Annotated in this window: 13 protein-coding genes; 7 read left to right on the forward strand and 6 right to left on the reverse strand. The window is 63.2% G+C overall.

From position 1 onward, the window contains the following. The first annotated feature begins 4 nt into the window (after positions 1–4). From LPB73_RS20970 to LPB73_RS20980, 3 genes are read left to right on the forward strand one after another with little or no spacing between them, the layout of a single operon-like run. Positions 5–265 (forward strand): sarcosine oxidase subunit delta, encoded by a 261-nt coding sequence (locus tag LPB73_RS20970; RefSeq protein WP_120288474.1) that lies wholly within the window; start codon positions 5–7, stop codon positions 263–265. Then, on the forward strand, positions 262–3,228 hold the full coding sequence (locus tag LPB73_RS20975; RefSeq protein ID WP_231078043.1) for a sarcosine oxidase subunit alpha family protein: 2,967 nt from the start codon (positions 262–264) through the stop codon (positions 3,226–3,228). Before LPB73_RS20970 ends, LPB73_RS20975 begins: the two co-directional genes overlap by 4 nt. Further along, entirely contained in the window at positions 3,221–3,799 is a 579-nt protein-coding gene (locus tag LPB73_RS20980) for a sarcosine oxidase subunit gamma (RefSeq protein WP_231078044.1), read from the forward strand. Before LPB73_RS20975 ends, LPB73_RS20980 begins: the two co-directional genes overlap by 8 nt. A 202-nt stretch (positions 3,800–4,001) precedes the next feature. Here LPB73_RS20980 and LPB73_RS20985 read toward each other — a convergent pair whose 3' ends face one another. The 6 genes from LPB73_RS20985 to LPB73_RS21010 form a co-directional block, all read right to left on the reverse strand. Continuing rightward, positions 4,002–4,940 (reverse strand): 2-hydroxyacid dehydrogenase, encoded by a 939-nt coding sequence (locus LPB73_RS20985; protein WP_231078045.1) that lies wholly within the window; start codon positions 4,938–4,940, stop codon positions 4,002–4,004. 19 nt (positions 4,941–4,959) lie between these two features. Next, on the reverse strand, positions 4,960–6,579 hold the full coding sequence (locus tag LPB73_RS20990; protein WP_175368801.1) for an ABC transporter ATP-binding protein: 1,620 nt from the start codon (positions 6,577–6,579) through the stop codon (positions 4,960–4,962). Beyond that, complete coding sequence (locus tag LPB73_RS20995) at positions 6,579–7,418, reverse strand: ABC transporter permease (RefSeq protein WP_093759485.1); 840 nt, start codon at positions 7,416–7,418, stop codon at positions 6,579–6,581. Before LPB73_RS20995 ends, LPB73_RS20990 begins: the two co-directional genes overlap by 1 nt. Then, entirely contained in the window at positions 7,415–8,386 is a 972-nt protein-coding gene (locus LPB73_RS21000; protein WP_231078046.1) for an ABC transporter permease, read from the reverse strand. The genes LPB73_RS20995 and LPB73_RS21000 overlap by 4 nt, the downstream gene beginning before the upstream one ends. An 84-nt stretch (positions 8,387–8,470) precedes the next feature. Continuing rightward, on the reverse strand, positions 8,471–10,036 hold the full coding sequence (locus LPB73_RS21005) for an ABC transporter substrate-binding protein (protein ID WP_231078047.1): 1,566 nt from the start codon (positions 10,034–10,036) through the stop codon (positions 8,471–8,473). Positions 10,037–10,102: 66 nt separating this feature from the next. Then, positions 10,103–10,876 (reverse strand): class II aldolase/adducin family protein, encoded by a 774-nt coding sequence (locus tag LPB73_RS21010; RefSeq protein ID WP_231081209.1) that lies wholly within the window; start codon positions 10,874–10,876, stop codon positions 10,103–10,105. A gap of 138 nt (positions 10,877–11,014) precedes the next feature. Between LPB73_RS21010 and LPB73_RS21015 the strand changes: the two genes are divergently transcribed. The 4 genes from LPB73_RS21015 (at position 11,015) to LPB73_RS21030 (ending at position 15,601) form a co-directional block, all read left to right on the forward strand. Beyond that, on the forward strand, positions 11,015–11,713 hold the full coding sequence (locus LPB73_RS21015) for a GntR family transcriptional regulator (protein ID WP_231078048.1): 699 nt from the start codon (positions 11,015–11,017) through the stop codon (positions 11,711–11,713). Then, entirely contained in the window at positions 11,710–12,735 is a 1,026-nt protein-coding gene (locus LPB73_RS21020; RefSeq protein WP_231078049.1) for a histone deacetylase family protein, read from the forward strand. The genes LPB73_RS21015 and LPB73_RS21020 overlap by 4 nt, the downstream gene beginning before the upstream one ends. 270 nt (positions 12,736–13,005) lie before the next feature. After that, on the forward strand, positions 13,006–14,283 hold the full coding sequence (gabT, locus tag LPB73_RS21025) for a 4-aminobutyrate--2-oxoglutarate transaminase (protein WP_231078050.1): 1,278 nt from the start codon (positions 13,006–13,008) through the stop codon (positions 14,281–14,283). Between the two features lie 28 nt (positions 14,284–14,311). Then, entirely contained in the window at positions 14,312–15,601 is a 1,290-nt protein-coding gene (locus LPB73_RS21030; protein WP_089262157.1) for an ArgE/DapE family deacylase, read from the forward strand. Positions 15,602–15,638: the final 37 nt, after the last annotated feature.

Consider the following 15,638-nt stretch of genomic DNA (forward strand, 5'->3'; position numbering starts at 1 on the left):
CCCCATGCGCATCCCCTGCCCTTATTGCGGATCCCGTGATGCTTCGGAATTTTCCTATTCCGGCGACGCCACGCTGACGCGGCCCGCGCTCGAGAACACGGACGCGATGTTCGACTATGTCTATCTGCGCGACAATTCAGTCGGCGTTCACAGGGAATACTGGTATCACGCCGCCGGCTGCCACGCCTGGCTGAAGGTGACGCGCAACGTCTCGACGCATGAGGTGATCGACGCCGTGCTGGCCCATGATGAGGCTGCATCATGAGCATCTCGCGTCGCCTCGCCTCCGGCGGATTGATCGACCGATCGAAGCCGATCAATTTCACCTTCGACGGCAAGACCTATGGCGGCTATACCGGCGACACATTGGCCTCGGCGCTGCTCGCCAACGACACGATGCTGGTCGGCCGGTCGTTCAAATATCACCGGCCGCGCGGCATCTTCTCGGCCGGGCCGGAAGAGCCGAATGCGCTGGTGACGCTGCGCTCGGGCGCGCGCGCCGAACCAAACACCAAGGCAACCACAGTCGAGCTGTTTGATGGCCTGGACGCATCGAGCCAGAATTGCTGGCCGTCGCCAAATTTCGATCTGCGCGCCGTGCATCAGCTCGCCGGCCCGCTGCTCAATGCAGGCTTCTACTACAAGACCTTCATGTGGCCGGCATTGTTCTGGGAGAAATTCTACGAGCCCGCCATCCGTGCCTCGGCGGGCCTCGGCGCACTCAGCGGCCTCGACGATCCCGACACTTACGAAAAATCGCACGCCTTCTGTGACCTGCTGGTGATCGGCGCAGGTCCCGCGGGCCTTGCCGCAGCGCTGGCCGCAGGCCGCGCCGGTGCGCGCGTGATCCTCGCCGAAGAAGACTTCGTTCTTGGAGGTCGTCTGCTCAGCGACACCGCGCAGATCGATGGCATCTCAGCGGCCTCATGGGCGACGCTAGCTGAAGCCGAACTCGGCACGCTACCGAATGTCCGCATCCTCAAGCGCACCGCCGTGTTCGGCGTCTATGACGGCGAATATGGCGCCATCGAGCGCGTCAGCGATCATCTGCCGGTGCCACCGCCGTTCATGCCGCGCCAACGGCTGTGGAAGATCGTCGCCAAGCAATGCGTGCTCGCCGCTGGCGCGCAGGAACGACCGCTTGTATTTCCCGGCAATGACAGGCCCGGCATCTTGCTGGCTTCGGCATTGCGCACTTATGCCAACCGCTTCGGCGTGGTGCCGGGCCAACGCGTTGCGATCTTCACGACATCGGACGATGGCTGGCGCAGTGCGTTCGACTTGCAAGCGGCCGGCGCCGAGATCGCTGTTGTGGTCGATGCACGGACGGAGGTTTCGCCTGAGGTGCGCAAACTCGCTGGCAATGCACCGCAGTTTCTCGGCGCGCATGTCTCCGACACGTCAGGCTATCGCAGGCTGACGACGATCGAGATCACCGACAGTGCGGGCAAGACCCGCAGCGTGGCTGTGGACACGCTTGGCGTTTCCGGCGGCTGGTCGCCGAGCATCGGCATCGCCACGCATCTGGGCGGCAAGGGCAACTGGTCGGAGGAGAAATCCGCATTTCTCTGCAACGACATGCCGCCCGGCATGCAGATCGCGGGCGCCGCAGCCGCGCAATGGACGCTGGCGCGGGCATTGGAGAGCGGTACACTGGCCGGAGCAAAAGCTGCTTCGCATGTCGGCGTCGGCCTGCAGACGCAGAAGCCCATCACCGCCAGCGACGAGGCGTCCGGCAACAATCCGGTCTGGCTGTTTAAGAGATCGCGCCGCAAGGCGTTCGTTGACCTGCAGAACGATGTCACCGCGACCGATATTGCTCTCGCTGCGCAGGAGGGCTTCCGTTCGGTCGAGCAGCTCAAGCGCTACACGACTTTGGGCATGGCGACCGATCAGGGCAAGACATCCAATGTCAACGGCTTGGCGATCCTCGCCGGCGAGGTCAGGAAGACCATCGCCGAAACCGGCGCGACGCGGGCACGCCCGCCGCATGTGCCCGTCGCTATCGGCGCTTTCGCGGGCCTGCACAGCGGCAAGCATTTCAAGCCGACGCGGTTGACGGCCAACCACGCGGCCTCTGCCGCAGCCAATGCCACCTTTGTCGAAGCCGGCCAATGGATGCGCGCGCAATGGTTCAATGCGCCCGGCGAGAATGACTGGCTCACGAGCGTCACCCGTGAGGTGAAGGCTGTGCGCTCCAGCGTCGGCATCTGCGATGTCTCGACTCTCGGTAAGATCGCACTGTGCGGATCGGATGTCGGAACGTTCCTCGATCGCGTCTACATCAACACCTTCTCGACCCTGCCCGTCGGCAAGGTGCGCTACGGCGTGATGCTGCGCGAAGACGGTTTCGTCATGGACGACGGCACGACCGCGCGTCTCTCCGCCGATCACTGGGTGATGACGACCACCACGGTGAATGCCGGCAAGGTGATGCAGCATCTCGAATACGGCCATCAGGTGCTGTGGCCCAAACTCGACGTGCAGATGGTCTCGGTGACCGAACAATGGGCGCAATATGCGGTCGCGGGGCCGAAGTCGCGCGACCTGCTGCAGGCCCTGCTTGGCGACGCCTTTGACATCTCCAACGAGACTTTTCCGTATCTGGCCTGCGCCGAATTCCATGTCGGCAATATCCCACTGCGGCTGTTCCGCGTCTCGTTCTCCGGCGAACTCGCCTATGAGATTGCCGTGCCAGCGGGCTATGGCGAAGCGCTGTTCAACGCGCTGATGCAGGCCGGCAAGCCGCTCGGCGTTACGCCCTATGGCACCGAAGCACTGTCAGTGATGCGGATCGAAAAGGGCCATGTCGCCGGCTCCGAACTCAACGGCCAGACCGTGGCGCGCGATCTCGGGCTCGGACGCATGATGTCGGTTAAGAAGGACTATATCGGCCGCACCATGGCGGCGCGCGAGGCGCTGATCGATTCCAACCGGCCGACGCTGGTCGGCCTGCGGCCGGTCGATCGCAGCCAGCGCCCGCGCAACGGATCGCTGCTGTTCGCGCGCGATGTGGCGCCTGCGCCGGACACCAATGCCGGCTTCATCACCTCGACGGCGTTCAGCCCGGGCAATAATCACTGGATCGGGCTCGGCCTGCTGGCCCGCGGACCCGAGCGGCATGGCGAGATCATCCGCGCCTGGGATCCGGTGCGTTCCGGCGACTATGAGCTCGAAGTCGTCGATCCCGTCTTCGTCGATGCAGAAGGAGCGCGGCTGCGTGCTTGATCTCGCTTACATCTCTGCCTTCGCTGAGTTGCGCTCCACGGGCGATGGCCGCGGCGTCATCGCACGCGAACGCCGCGGCATCGCCGTTGCCACCGTCATGGCGCGCAAAGGCCAGGGTGCCGCGCTCGCCGCTGCGGTGAGAGAACAGTTCGATATCAACCTGCCACTGGGACCGCATGGCTCCGGCAGCGATGCCACGTCATTTCTCGGCACCGGTCCCGGCCGCTGGCTGGTGACCCATGATGCGGGCACACCGCGTTTCGTGGATAGGCTTGCGCAGCAGCTCGATGGCCTCGCTTCTGTCGTCGATCAGTCCGACAGCGTTGGCCTGCTCCGGCTGTCAGGCCCGGCCCTGCTCGACGTGCTGGCCAAGGGCGTCGCCATCGATCTCAGCGCCGCGGCGTTTCCAGCCGGCAGCGTGGCCGCCACGCAGGTCGCGCATATGGGTGTGACGCTGTGGAAGGTGGATGAAGCGCCGACGATTCACATCGCGGTTGCGCGCAGCATGGCTGGGAGTTTCCTGCATTGGCTGGAAGCGTCGGCGGCGATGGTCGGGCTGGCGGTGGAGTAGTCGTTTCTTAACCTCGCCCCGCTTGCGGGGAGAGGTCGGAGCCGAGTGGCTAGCGAGGCTTCGGGTGAGGGGGAGCTAGTGTTCTACTCGCTAGCTCCCCCTCACCCGTCGCGACAAGCTTCGCTTGTCACGCCACCCTCTCCCCGCTTAGCGAAGCTTCGCTTCGCCGGGCGGGGCGAGGGAAGCAAGCCGCTCCATCCATCTAATATCCCCGGCTGCGATCCACCGAATCTTTCGGCTGCACGCCCAGCTTCACGGCTTCGGCCGTCGCCAAAATCGTATCGCCGATCGCGGTCATGGTGACCTCGCAGGCGTCGTGCGGCGTCAGCACGATCTGCGGATGCGACCAGAATGGATGGTCCTTGGCCAGCGGCTCGGTGTGGAAGACATCGAGTGTCGCCCCGGAGAGCTGCCCGCTGGCGAGCGCATCGAGGATATCCTGCTCGACGGAGTGCTCGCCGCGACCGACCTGAATGAGATAGCTACCACGCGGCATCCTGGCGAACAGGCTTGCATCGAGGATGCCGCGGGTTTCCTCGGTCAGCGGCAGCAGGTTCACCAGCACCTCAGAGCCCGCGAGCATCGCGTCGAGCCCGTCGCTACCGTGGAAGCCGGTCACACCCGGCGTCGTCGGCTTGGCCGAGCGGCTCCAGACTCGGACGGGAAAGCCGAGCATCGCCAGATCGGACGCGACGCGCGCGCCGATGGCGCCGTAGCCGAGAATGCCGATCGGAACCTCGGACGGGCGGCGCCCGCCACCGAGGCGCTTCCACACGTGATCGCGCTGGTTCTGCAAATATGTCCCGAACTGGCGCTGGTGATAGATCACGTTCCAGATCACGAAGCCGGACATCATCTGCGCCTGTACCGGCTCGACCACGCGCACCACGTCGATACCGTCGCGCAGGCTTGGACAATTCAGGATGCTGTCGGCACCGGCGCCGATTGAACACGCCGCCTTCAGGTTCGGATAGTGATCGAACGCATCCGCATGCGGATGCCAGCTCACCGCCATGTCGATCTTGGCGGGATCGGTGCCGTCGAGATGGTCGACAAAATTCACCTTGCCGTCGAGCCGGGCGATTTCGTTGGTCAGGTATTTGCGCAGGTTGATGGTCCTGCTCAGGAAAACGCAAGTCACGGGAGACGTCGGCATAAGGTCAGGCGGCCTGGGATGGCGAACTCTGGCCGGGGACGGCGCCGAGCAATTCGCGGGTGTAGGGATGTTCCGGCGACGCAAACAGTTGCGCTGTCGGCTTCAGCTCGACGATGACGCCGCGCTGCATCACCGCGATACGGTCGCAGATCTGTGCGGCAACGCGCAGATCGTGGGTGATGAAGAGCATCGACAGACCAAGGCGGGCCTTGAGGTCTTCGAGCAGCTTCAGCACCTGCGCCTGCACGGAGACGTCGAGCGCGGAGACGGCTTCGTCGGCGACGATGATCTCCGGATCCATCGCAAGCGCGCGGGCGATGCCGAGACGCTGGCGCTGGCCACCGGAAAATTCGTGCGGATAGCGGTCGAGCGAACCGGCATCGAGGCCGACCATCCCGAGCAGATCACGCGCACGCTGCATCGCGACCTTGGGATCGGTGCCGCGGGCGATCGGGCCATCGGTGATGATCTGGCCAACCCGGCGGCGCGGATTGAGCGAGGCGAACGGGTCCTGAAAGATCATCTGGATGCGGTGGCGCTGCGCGCGCAGCGCCTTGCCTTCGAGTGCCGTAAGATCGATATCGCCGATGCGCACGGTGCCGCGGTCGGCCTCGATCAGCCGCATCACCAGGCGCGCCACTGACGATTTGCCCGAACCGGACTCGCCGACCAGGCCGACAGTCTCGCCCTGCATGATCGAGAACGTGACTTCATTGGCCGCCTGCACGCGGCGATCCGGCTTGAACCAGCCGCCCGAGGTCACATAGGTCTTGTCGAGGCCGATGACCTCGACAGCCTTGGCGTTTTCATCCAGCGACGCGCGCACCGGCGGGTGCATCGACGGCACGGCGGCCAGCAGAGCCTTGGTATAATCGTGCTGCGGATTCCTGAAGACGGCGTCGATTGAGCCTTCCTCGACGATCTTGCCATGACGCAACACCACGACGCGGTCGGCGATATCGGCGACGACGCCGAAGTCGTGGGTGATGAACATCACGGCCATGTTGCGGCTGCGCTGCAGATTGCGGATCAGCTTGAGGATCTGCGCCTGCGTGGTGACGTCGAGCGCAGTGGTCGGCTCGTCGGCGACGAGCACCGACGGCTCAAGCGCAAGCGCCATGGCAATCATGGCGCGCTGGCGCTGGCCGCCGGAGAGCTGGTGCGGATAGGCGCGGATGATACGCTCCGGATCGGGCAGACCGACTTCCTTGGCGAGGCTGAGGGCCTTGGCGCGGCGCTCCTTCGGCGTCAAAAGATTATGCGCCTCGAACATTTCCATCATCTGCTCGCCAATCCGCATCAAGGGATTGAGCGCGGTCATCGGCTCCTGGAACACCATAGCGATGCCGCGGCCGCGCACTTCGCGCCAACCGCTTTCGTCCAGCTTCAAGAGATTCTGACCCTCGAACAGAACTTCGCCGGTCTCGGTCTTCACCGTATCCGGCAGCAGACCCATCAGCGCGTGCGCGCACATGGATTTGCCCGAGCCGGATTCGCCGACAACGCAGACGATCTCACCGGGAATGAGATCGATGGACACGCCGTCGACCGCATAAGGACGTTCGGCGCTCTTCGGCAGAGCAATCTTCAGGTTCTTGATGGAAACGGCGGGGGTAGCAGTCATCAGCGGCTATCCTTCGCCAGGCGCGGATTGAGCGCATCGTTGAGGCCTTCGCCGATCAGGTTCATGCCGAGCACCGAAATCAGGATGGCGACGCCGGGGAAGACGGTGATCCACCAGGCTTGACGGATCACCGTCCGGCCCGCGCCGACCATATAGCCCCAGGACATCAGGTTGGGATCGCCGAGGCCGAGGAACGACAGCGAGGATTCCAGCAGGATCGCATTGGCCACCATCAGCGACGCCAGCACGATCACCGGCGACAGCGCATTCGGCAAAATCTCGCGCGAGATGATCCAGGTATTGCTCTGGCCGGTCACGATGGCCGCCTGGACATATTCGCGCGTGCGCAGCGACAACACCTCGCCGCGCACGAGGCGCGCCACCGGCGGCCACGAGACGATGGCGATGGAACCGACGATGGAATAGATCGACGGCTGCAGGATCGCCACCAGCACAATGGCCAGCGGGAAGCTCGGAATGGTCTGGAAAAACTCGGTGAAGCGCATCAGGGCGTCGTCGACCTTGCCGCCGAAATAACCGGCGATGGCGCCGAGCGGCACGCCGATGGTGAGCGCCACGGTGGTCGAAACGAGACCGACGAGCAACGAAACGCGTGCGCCGTAGATCAGGCCGGCGAACACGTCGCGGCCCAGCGCATCGGTGCCGAGGGTCACCATGGGATTGGTAAAGGGCGGCAGGAACGGCCGCTGCACCATGCGCCAGGGCGAGGTCGGGAAGATCATCTGCCCAAACAGCGCGACGAAAATCGCAAGCGTGATGATGACCAGACCGATAACGCCGCCGGGATTGCGCAGCATCAATTTCCAGAACTTCTTCATGATGCAAACTCGATGCGTGGATCGACCAGTCGATAAACGAGGTCGGTAACGAGGTTGAAGATCAGGACCATCGCCGAGCAGACCACGAAGACGCCGAGCAGAAGGTTATAATCGCGTTGCAAGAGCGCCTCATAGAGCAGCCGGCCGATGCCGGGCCATGCAAACACCGTCTCGGTGAGCACGGCGCCGCCGACGAGCGTACCGGAGTGGACGCCGGCCAGCGTCACCACCGGCAGCAGCGCGTTGCGCAGCACGTGGCGGCGCTGGATGATATTGTCGCGCAGGCCCTTGGCGCGGGCCGTCTTGACGAAATCGAGACGCTTGACCTCGAGCATCGAGGCGCGCGTCATGCGCGTATAGGTCGCCATGAAGAACAGGCCGATGGTCATGGCCGGCATCACCAGATGCAGAGCCACGTCTTTCACATGTGCCCATCCGGTAAAGTTTCCACCGACGGTCTCGTAGCCGAAGCTCGGCAGCCAGCCGAGATAGACCGAGAACAGCAGGATCGACATCAGCGCGACCCAGAAGATCGGCGTGGCATAGAACAGCAGCGCCGAGACAGTGATGGCAGTGTCCGCCCATGTCCCCGCAAATCTCGCGGCCAGCGTACCGAATGTGATGCCCAGCAACAGCGATATGCCGAACGCCGTCATCGTCAGCAGCAGCGTCGCCGGCAGACGCTCGGCGATCAGCTTCGCAACCGGCATCTGCTGGCGGAACGAGAAACCGAGGTCGAGGGTGACGACACCCTTCACGTAAATGAACAGCTGCTCCGGCAGCGGCTTGTCCAGTGAGAACTTTTCACGCAGCTGCTGGACGAATTGCGCATCGCTGGCGCCGGCCTCGCCGGCCATCACCGCTGCGGGATCGCCGGGCGCAAGGCGGATCAGGAAGAAGTTCATCACGATGATCGCAAGCAGGACGAACACGCCCTTCACGATCCTCTGGGCAACGAATGACAGCATCAGAGGTCCATCGCATTCAAGTCAGAGTACACAAAGAAAACCCGTGACGATCCGAGGGATCGTCACGGGCATCAGGCTGAAAGCTTACTTGTCGATCCAGGCGTCGCGGAAGCCGTCATTGACGCCGATACCGGTCGTGATCAGGTTCTTGATCTTGCAGTTGGTGATGGTCGGGAACTGCAGTTCAAGCTGCCAGGCAACAGGCACATCCTCGACGAGAATCTTCTGGACCTTCTCGTAGATTTCCTTGCGCTTCGAATCCGGCGTGGCGACGGCGCCCTCTTCGAACAGCTTGTCTACCTCAGGATTGGAATAGCCCTCGAGGTTGTTGAACAGCTGGCCCTTGGCGATTGCGCTCGTCACGTAGTTGCGGCCAACGCCGAGCGCCGGATCGCCGTACTGATAGAGATAGGTGAAGGAGATATCGTAATCCCACTCCATGTTCTTCTGGTTCGAACCAGGCACGTCGGTGGCGATGGTTTCGATATTCATGCCGACGTCGACGAGGTTCTGCTTCACAGCTTCACCCCAACGCGACCAGGTTTCGCCGTAAGGCAGCGGCATCAGGCGGACCTTCTCGCCCTTGTAGCCGGCTTCCTTCAGCAGCGCCTTGGCCTTGGCCGGATCGTACGGGTACTTCTGCACGTTGTCGGTGTAGAACTTGATCGCCGACGAGGACGGGCCGGTAGCCACCTTGCCGAGGCCGTTCCAGATCACGTCCCTGGCGAATTCGCGGTCCACCGCATACATGATCGCCTGACGAACCTTCTTGTTGGCGAGCACGGGGGTGCGGTTGTTGAGCCACATCCAGGCCATTGGCGAGAAGAACTCCCAGCCGTCGCCGGTGACGCAGGTGTTCGGCAGCTTGCTGACGCGCGGTACGTCGAAGTTCTCGATCGAACCGCCGGGCAGCACATCGACCTTGCCGGTCTCGTAGGCCACCGAACGCGCGGCGGCGTCCGGAATGATCTGCCAGTAGATGCCGTCGATATAGGGCTTGCCCTGGACGTGGTAGTTGGGGTTCTTCACCAGCTGGATGAACGAGCCCTTCTTCCATTCCTTGAACATGAACGGACCGGTACCGATCGGCGTATTGTTCGCCGGATTGGTCTTGACGTCGGAGCCTTCATAGATGTGCTTCGGGATGATCGGCATCGAGCCGACTTCGAAGATGCCGATGAAGGGGCCAAAGGGCTGCTTCAGCGTGAAGACGACGGTGTAATCGTCGGGCGCCTCGACCTTGTCGAGCTGCACGAGGTTGTTGCGCGCACGCGCGTGGGTGACCTTGAGCGTCTCGATGGAGAACAGCACGTCGGCCGCGGTGAACGGCTTGCCGTCATGCCAAGTCACGCCCTGCTTAAGCTTGAACGTGTAGGTCTTGGCATCCGGGCTGATGGTCCAGCTCTCGGCGAGACCCGGCTGCGGCTCCAGGGTCTTGCTGTAGCGCAGCAGGCCTTCATAAATGTTGCCCGAGACCATCTGGGTCGGGCCGTTCTGAACCAGCGCGAGCATCAGGCCCGGCGGCTCAGGCTGGATCACCGCATTGATGGTGCCGCCCATCTTCGGCTCCTGCGCGAGCGCCATCGTGCTCGTGAAGACGAGCGGGCTCACGCTGGCCAGTGCCAAAGCCAATACAAATTTCTTCAACATATCTTTCCCCTTAGTGCCGGCTGGCACGTAACCCAGATCAGTTGACGATGTGTAGCGGAAGTCGGATCAATTCTTGTAATCGGCGTCCGTGCGCTCGAGCATGCGCTTGAAGGCCTCCCACTCGCTGTCCGGCTTGCCGCCTTCGGTGCCGTGCACCTTGTCGTAACCGCGGTCATACTGGCCGGCGGTGTGTGCGGCAATGGCGTGGGACGGGCGAATGACTTCTGCGCCGGTTGAAAGAATCGCGAGCTGCGCGCGGCAGGAGCGCTCCATATTGAACATCAGCTTGAAGGCCTCACCGACCGAGCGGCCGCAGGTGAGCAGGCCGTGATTGCGCAGGATGAGAACCATCTTGTCGCCGAGATCGGCGACCAGGCGCTCACGCTCGGACAGGTCCAGCGCGATGCCTTCGAAGTCATGATAGGCGATGCGGTCGGTGAACTGCATCGACCACTGGTTCAGCGGCTGCAGGCCGTCCTTCAGGCATGACACGGCAACACCGGCAACGGTATGCGTATGCAGCACGCACTGCGCATCGTGGCGCGCAGCGTGAACGGCGCTGTGAATGGTGAAGCCGGCCGGATTGATGCCGAGGCCGAGCGGATCGTCGACAACTTTACCGTCGACGTCGACGGTGACGAGGTTACCGGCCGTCACTTCCTCGAAGCGCATGCCATAGGGATTGATCAGGAAGCGGTCCTGGGTGCCGGGGACGCGCACCGAAATATGCGTGTAAATGCTGTCATCGAGGCCGAGGCGATGGATCAGACGATAGGCCGCAGCAAGATCGATACGAACCTGCTTGGCGGCATCGAGGGTCGGCGTAAGGTTTGCATGCATATTCACAGGCGCGGTTCCCGGCTTTTTTTAAGGTGCGGGCAGGAAACACAATCGCATGGCAGCTCGCAAGATTAAACTGTCGACAATCGACGATTAATTCTTGTACAGGGGAAGAAACGGGTCCCCCGCATGCGTTTGATGTCTCCTCCAGTTGGTCTGACCGCCCTCGCCGACACCGATCTTGTCGGGCAGGTCGCACGCATCCTGACCCAGGCCATCATCAAGGGGCAGTTGCTGCCCGGCGCCAAAGTCGTCGAAGCCGGCATCGCCCGCGAGCTCGGCGTCAGCCGCGCTCCTGTCCGCGAGGCTGCACGGCTGCTCGAGCAACAGGGCCTGCTGGTCTCGCATCCGCGCCGTGGCTTCTTTGTCCGCAAGCTTGAAGCGACGGATATCGACGAGGTCTACGACCTGCGCATTTGCGTCGAATGTCATGCCGGCGTGCTCGCCTCCAAGAACATGACGCCTGCCAATCGCGACATGCTGCGCCGGCAGATCGACGTCATGCATGAGACGGCAGCGATCGACGATCACGCCCGGCAGATCGAGGAAGACTACAAATTTCACCGCATGATCTGCGAAATCGCCGGCAGCAAGCGCCTGTTGCGATTGTTCGATGACCTCGCTTCGGAACTCCGCATGACGATCGGCCTGATCGGCCGACTCTATGACGATCCGCACCGTATTGCGCAGACCCATGAGGCGCTGCTCGAAGTCCTCGAACAGGGGCATCCCGATATCATCACCGCGCGGATCGACTATCACATCGGCGCTGCCTGGCGCGAAGTCGGCAAGCTGGTCCGCGAACTTCCCTCCTCAACGAATGGAGCCGCCACGTGAAGGCAGTGTATTCCGACAAGCACAAGAGCCACGATCCGCAGTTCTTTCTGGTACGCGGTCAGGTCCGTAAAACCACCGAGCAGCCGGAGCGCGCCGAGCGCCTGCTGAAGGGCCTCGCCGACGGCAAGCACAAGCTGGTCGCGCCGACCGAATTCGGCCAGGGCCCACGCGCCCGCGTGCACTCGCCGGAATATCTGCGCTTCCTCGAAGGCGCCTGGGAGGAATGGATCAAGCTGCCGGATTACGGCCCGGAAATGATCGCCAATATCCACCCGAACCGCGTGGCGGGCAGCTATCCCACCCACATCACCGGCAAGCTCGGCTGGCACACCGCGGATACCGCAGCACCGATCGGTCCTGGCACCTGGCTTGGTGCCTGCGCCTCCACCGACGTCGCCGTCACCGCGGCGCAGATGGTGATGGACGGTGAGGACGCCGTCTACGCGCTGTGTCGCCCACCCGGCCACCACGCCTATCGCGACATGGCCGGCGGCTTCTGCTTCATGAACAATTCGGCCATCGCCGCCGAGCATCTGCGCACCAAGCACGAGCGCGTCGCGATCCTCGATGTCGACGTGCATCACGGCAACGGCACACAGGGCATCTTCTATGCGCGTCCAGACGTGCTGACGGTGTCGATCCATGCCGATCCCGTCGGTTACTACCCCTTCGTCTGGGGCTATGCCCATGAGAAGGGCGAAGGCAACGGTCTCGGCACCAATCTCAATATTCCGCTCGCGCTTGGCACCGGCGATGACGGTTTCATCGACGCGCTTGCTGTCGCCGAGAAGACCATCAAGTCGTTTGCACCGACGGCTCTGGTTCTCGCTCTCGGCCTCGATGCATCCGAGCACGATCCGCTGGCGGCCCTGAAAGTCACCACCCCGGGCTTCAAGCGCATCGGTGAAGCCGTTGCGCGCATGGGCCTGCCCACCGTTCTCGTTCAGGAAGGCGGATATCTCTCCGACATCCTCGGCGCCAACCTCACCTCGACCCTCGCCGGTTTCGAAGCCGCGCGGTGATTGGACTTATCGAGTGAACACCAGCACGCCGCGCTCTCTTAACCTCTCCCCGCTCTGCGCGGGGAGAGGTCGCCGCGTCTTCGCGGCGGGTGAGGGGCATGGCACGGCGCTCATCGCACGCACTGCACTTGCGGATCGCAAGAGCCCCTCACCCCACCCCTCTCCCCGCAAGAGCGGGGCGAGGGAGCCTACAGCGCCCGGCGCAGCAGCCTGCTCCATCCACTGATCCACACCCAACAACATCCAAGAAAACTCGAAGGACAAACTCGAATGTCGACCAATGCAGAAATCTTCGCGCGCCGCGAAGCCGCCGTTCCCCGCGGCATCGGCCATTCCACTCCGATCTCGGCGCAGCGCGCGCTGAATGCGGAAGTCTGGGACGTCGAAGGCAAGCGCTATGTCGACTTCGCCGGCGGCATCGCCGTGCTCAACACCGGCCACTGCCACCCGACCATCATGGCCGCCGTGCGCGCGCAGATGGAGAACTTCACCCACACCTGCTTCCAGGTGCTGTTGTATGAATCCTACGTGACCCTCGCCGAGCGCCTGAACAAGCTGGCGCCGATCGACGGCGCCACCAAGACCGCATTCTTCACCACCGGCGCCGAAGCCACCGAGAACGCCATCAAGATGGCCCGCGCATCCACCGGCCGCGCCGGTGTGATCGCCTTCACCGGCGGCTTCCATGGTCGCACCCACATGACCATGACCATGACGGGCAAGGTGTTCCCGTACAAGAAGGGCTTTGGCGGCGCCATGCCAGAAGTCTGGCACGTGCCGTTCCCAGCCGCGCCGCTCGATGTCACGGTCGAGGAATCGCTCAAGTATCTCAGCTTCCTGTTCAAGGCCGACATCGATCCGGCCCGCGTCGCGGCCATCATCATCGAGCCGGTGCAGGGCGAAGGCGGCTTCCATCAGGCGCCGCCGGAATTGATGCGTGCGCTGCGCAAGATCTGCGACGAGAACGGAATCGTCTTCATCGCCGACGAAGTGCAGACCGGTTACGGCCGCACCGGCAAGATGTTCGCGATGGAACATTACGACGTGAAGCCCGACCTCATCACCGTGGCGAAGAGCCTCGCCGGCGGCTTCCCGCTGTCGGGCGTGATCGGCAAGGCCAAGATCATGGACGCAGCCGATCCGGGCGGCCTCGGCGGCACCTATGCCGGCAACCCGCTGGCGATTGCCGCAGCGATGGCCGTGCTCGACGTGTTCGAGAAAGAGAAGCTGGTGGAGCGCGCCAACCATATCGGCGAGCGCATCACCACGCGCCTGAAGAAGATGCAGCAGCGAAACGACCTCGTGCCGATCACCAGCATCCGCAATGTCGGCGCCATGATCGCCTTCGACATCGTCAAGGAGCGCGGCTCTGATACGCCGGACGCCGAAGTGACCAAGAAGGTGACGCAGAAGGCCACCGAGGAAGGCCTGATCCTGCTGTCCTGCGGCGTTAACTTCAACACCATCCGCGTGCTGGTGCCGCTGACCGCCCAGGACGAAATCCTCGACGAAGGCATGGAAAAGCTCGAGCGCGCGCTGACCGCCTGAGCCCTCTCACAAGAAAAGGAAAAACAACATGGCTCTCGATCCCGCCCTCCGCGACAAGATCATCGCCGCCGTCGACAAGGGCTTCGATGCACAGGTGAAGTTCACCCAGGACATGGTGCGCCACGTCTCCACGCGCGGCAACGAACACACGATGCAGGACTTCATGTTCCGCGCCATGAAAACGCGCGGCTACAAGATGGAGCGCTTCGAGATGGATCGCGCCGCGCTCGGCCATCATCCCGGCGCCGGTGCCTGGGACGAATTGCATTCGACCGCGCCGATCGTGGTCGGCACGCATTATCCGCGCGAGGAAAAAGGCCGCTCGCTAATCATGCAGGGTCATGTCGACGTGGTGCCGGAAGGCCCGCACGACATGTGGACCACGCCGCCTTACGACCCCGTGATCCAGGGCGACTGGATGCAGGGCCGCGGCGCCGGCGACATGAAGGCTGGCTGCGCCTCCAACATCTTCGCGCTCGACGCCTTGAAGAGCCTCGGCCTGCAGCCGGCAGCGACGGTCTATCTGCAGTCCGTGGTGGAAGAAGAATCCACCGGCGACGGCGCGCTGATGACGCATCTGCGCGGCTACAAGGCCGATGCCGTGGTGGTGTCGGAGCCGTCGCATGAGACGATCACCCGCGCCAATATCGGCGTGGTCTGGTTCCAGGTCGAGGTCCGCGGCGTGCCGGTACACGTGCAGCGCATGGGCACCGGCGCCAACGCTATCGACGGCGCCTATCGGATCATCGGTGAATTGCGCAAGCTCGAAGCGAAGTGGAATGCGACCAAGGACCAGCACGAGCACTTCAAGAACATCGAAAAGCCGGTCAATCTGAATATCGGCAAGATCGCCGGCGGCGACTGGGCCTCATCGGTCCCGGCATGGTGCAAGGTGGACTTCCGTATCTCGCTGCTGCCCGGCAAGACGGCCGAAGCTGCGAAGAAGGAGATCACCGACTGCGTCGCCGCCTTCGCGCATCAGGATCCGTTCCTGTCGAACATCCCGCCGACGGTGACCTTCAACGGCTTCCAGGCCGAAGGCTACGAACTTAAGCCGGGCTCGGATGCAGAAGCCACGCTGGCCGCGGCGCATGAAGCGGTGTTCGGCCAGAAGCCGAAGCCGGAAATCTCGCTGGCCTATCTCGACAGCCGCGTCTATGCGCTGTTCGACAATGTGCCGACGCTGAACTACGGCTGCATCTCGCGCGGCGTCCACGGCTTCGACGAAGGCGTCAACCTGCCCTCCTTGAAGAAGACGACGACGGCGCTGGCGCTGTTCATCGCCGAATGGTGCGGCGTGGAAGAGATCAAGGCCTGATCATTCAGGCGTCAGCCTGAAGACCGAATGGGCGGCG

Origin of the sequence: Tardiphaga sp. 37S4 (assembly GCF_021044645.1) — a bacterium.
Lineage (GTDB): Bacteria > Pseudomonadota > Alphaproteobacteria > Rhizobiales > Xanthobacteraceae > Tardiphaga > Tardiphaga robiniae.

Excerpts from the sequence above, each read along its gene's own strand:
- LPB73_RS20970 (WP_120288474.1), top strand. The coding sequence starts at position 5 with ATGCGCATCCCCTGCCCTTATTGCGGATCCCGTGATGCTTCGGAATTT.
- LPB73_RS20975 (WP_231078043.1), top strand. The coding sequence starts at position 262 with ATGAGCATCTCGCGTCGCCTCGCCTCCGGCGGATTGATCGACCGATCG.
- LPB73_RS20990 (WP_175368801.1), bottom strand. The coding sequence starts at position 6,579 with ATGACTGCTACCCCCGCCGTTTCCATCAAGAACCTGAAGATTGCTCTG.
- LPB73_RS20995 (WP_093759485.1), bottom strand. The coding sequence starts at position 7,418 with ATGAAGAAGTTCTGGAAATTGATGCTGCGCAATCCCGGCGGCGTTATC.
- LPB73_RS21000 (WP_231078046.1), bottom strand. The coding sequence starts at position 8,386 with ATGCTGTCATTCGTTGCCCAGAGGATCGTGAAGGGCGTGTTCGTCCTG.
- LPB73_RS21005 (WP_231078047.1), bottom strand. The coding sequence starts at position 10,036 with ATGTTGAAGAAATTTGTATTGGCTTTGGCACTGGCCAGCGTGAGCCCG.
- LPB73_RS21010 (WP_231081209.1), bottom strand. The coding sequence starts at position 10,876 with ATGCATGCAAACCTTACGCCGACCCTCGATGCCGCCAAGCAGGTTCGT.
- LPB73_RS21015 (WP_231078048.1), top strand. The coding sequence starts at position 11,015 with ATGTCTCCTCCAGTTGGTCTGACCGCCCTCGCCGACACCGATCTTGTC.
- gabT (WP_231078050.1), top strand. The coding sequence starts at position 13,006 with ATGTCGACCAATGCAGAAATCTTCGCGCGCCGCGAAGCCGCCGTTCCC.
- LPB73_RS21030 (WP_089262157.1), top strand. The coding sequence starts at position 14,312 with ATGGCTCTCGATCCCGCCCTCCGCGACAAGATCATCGCCGCCGTCGAC.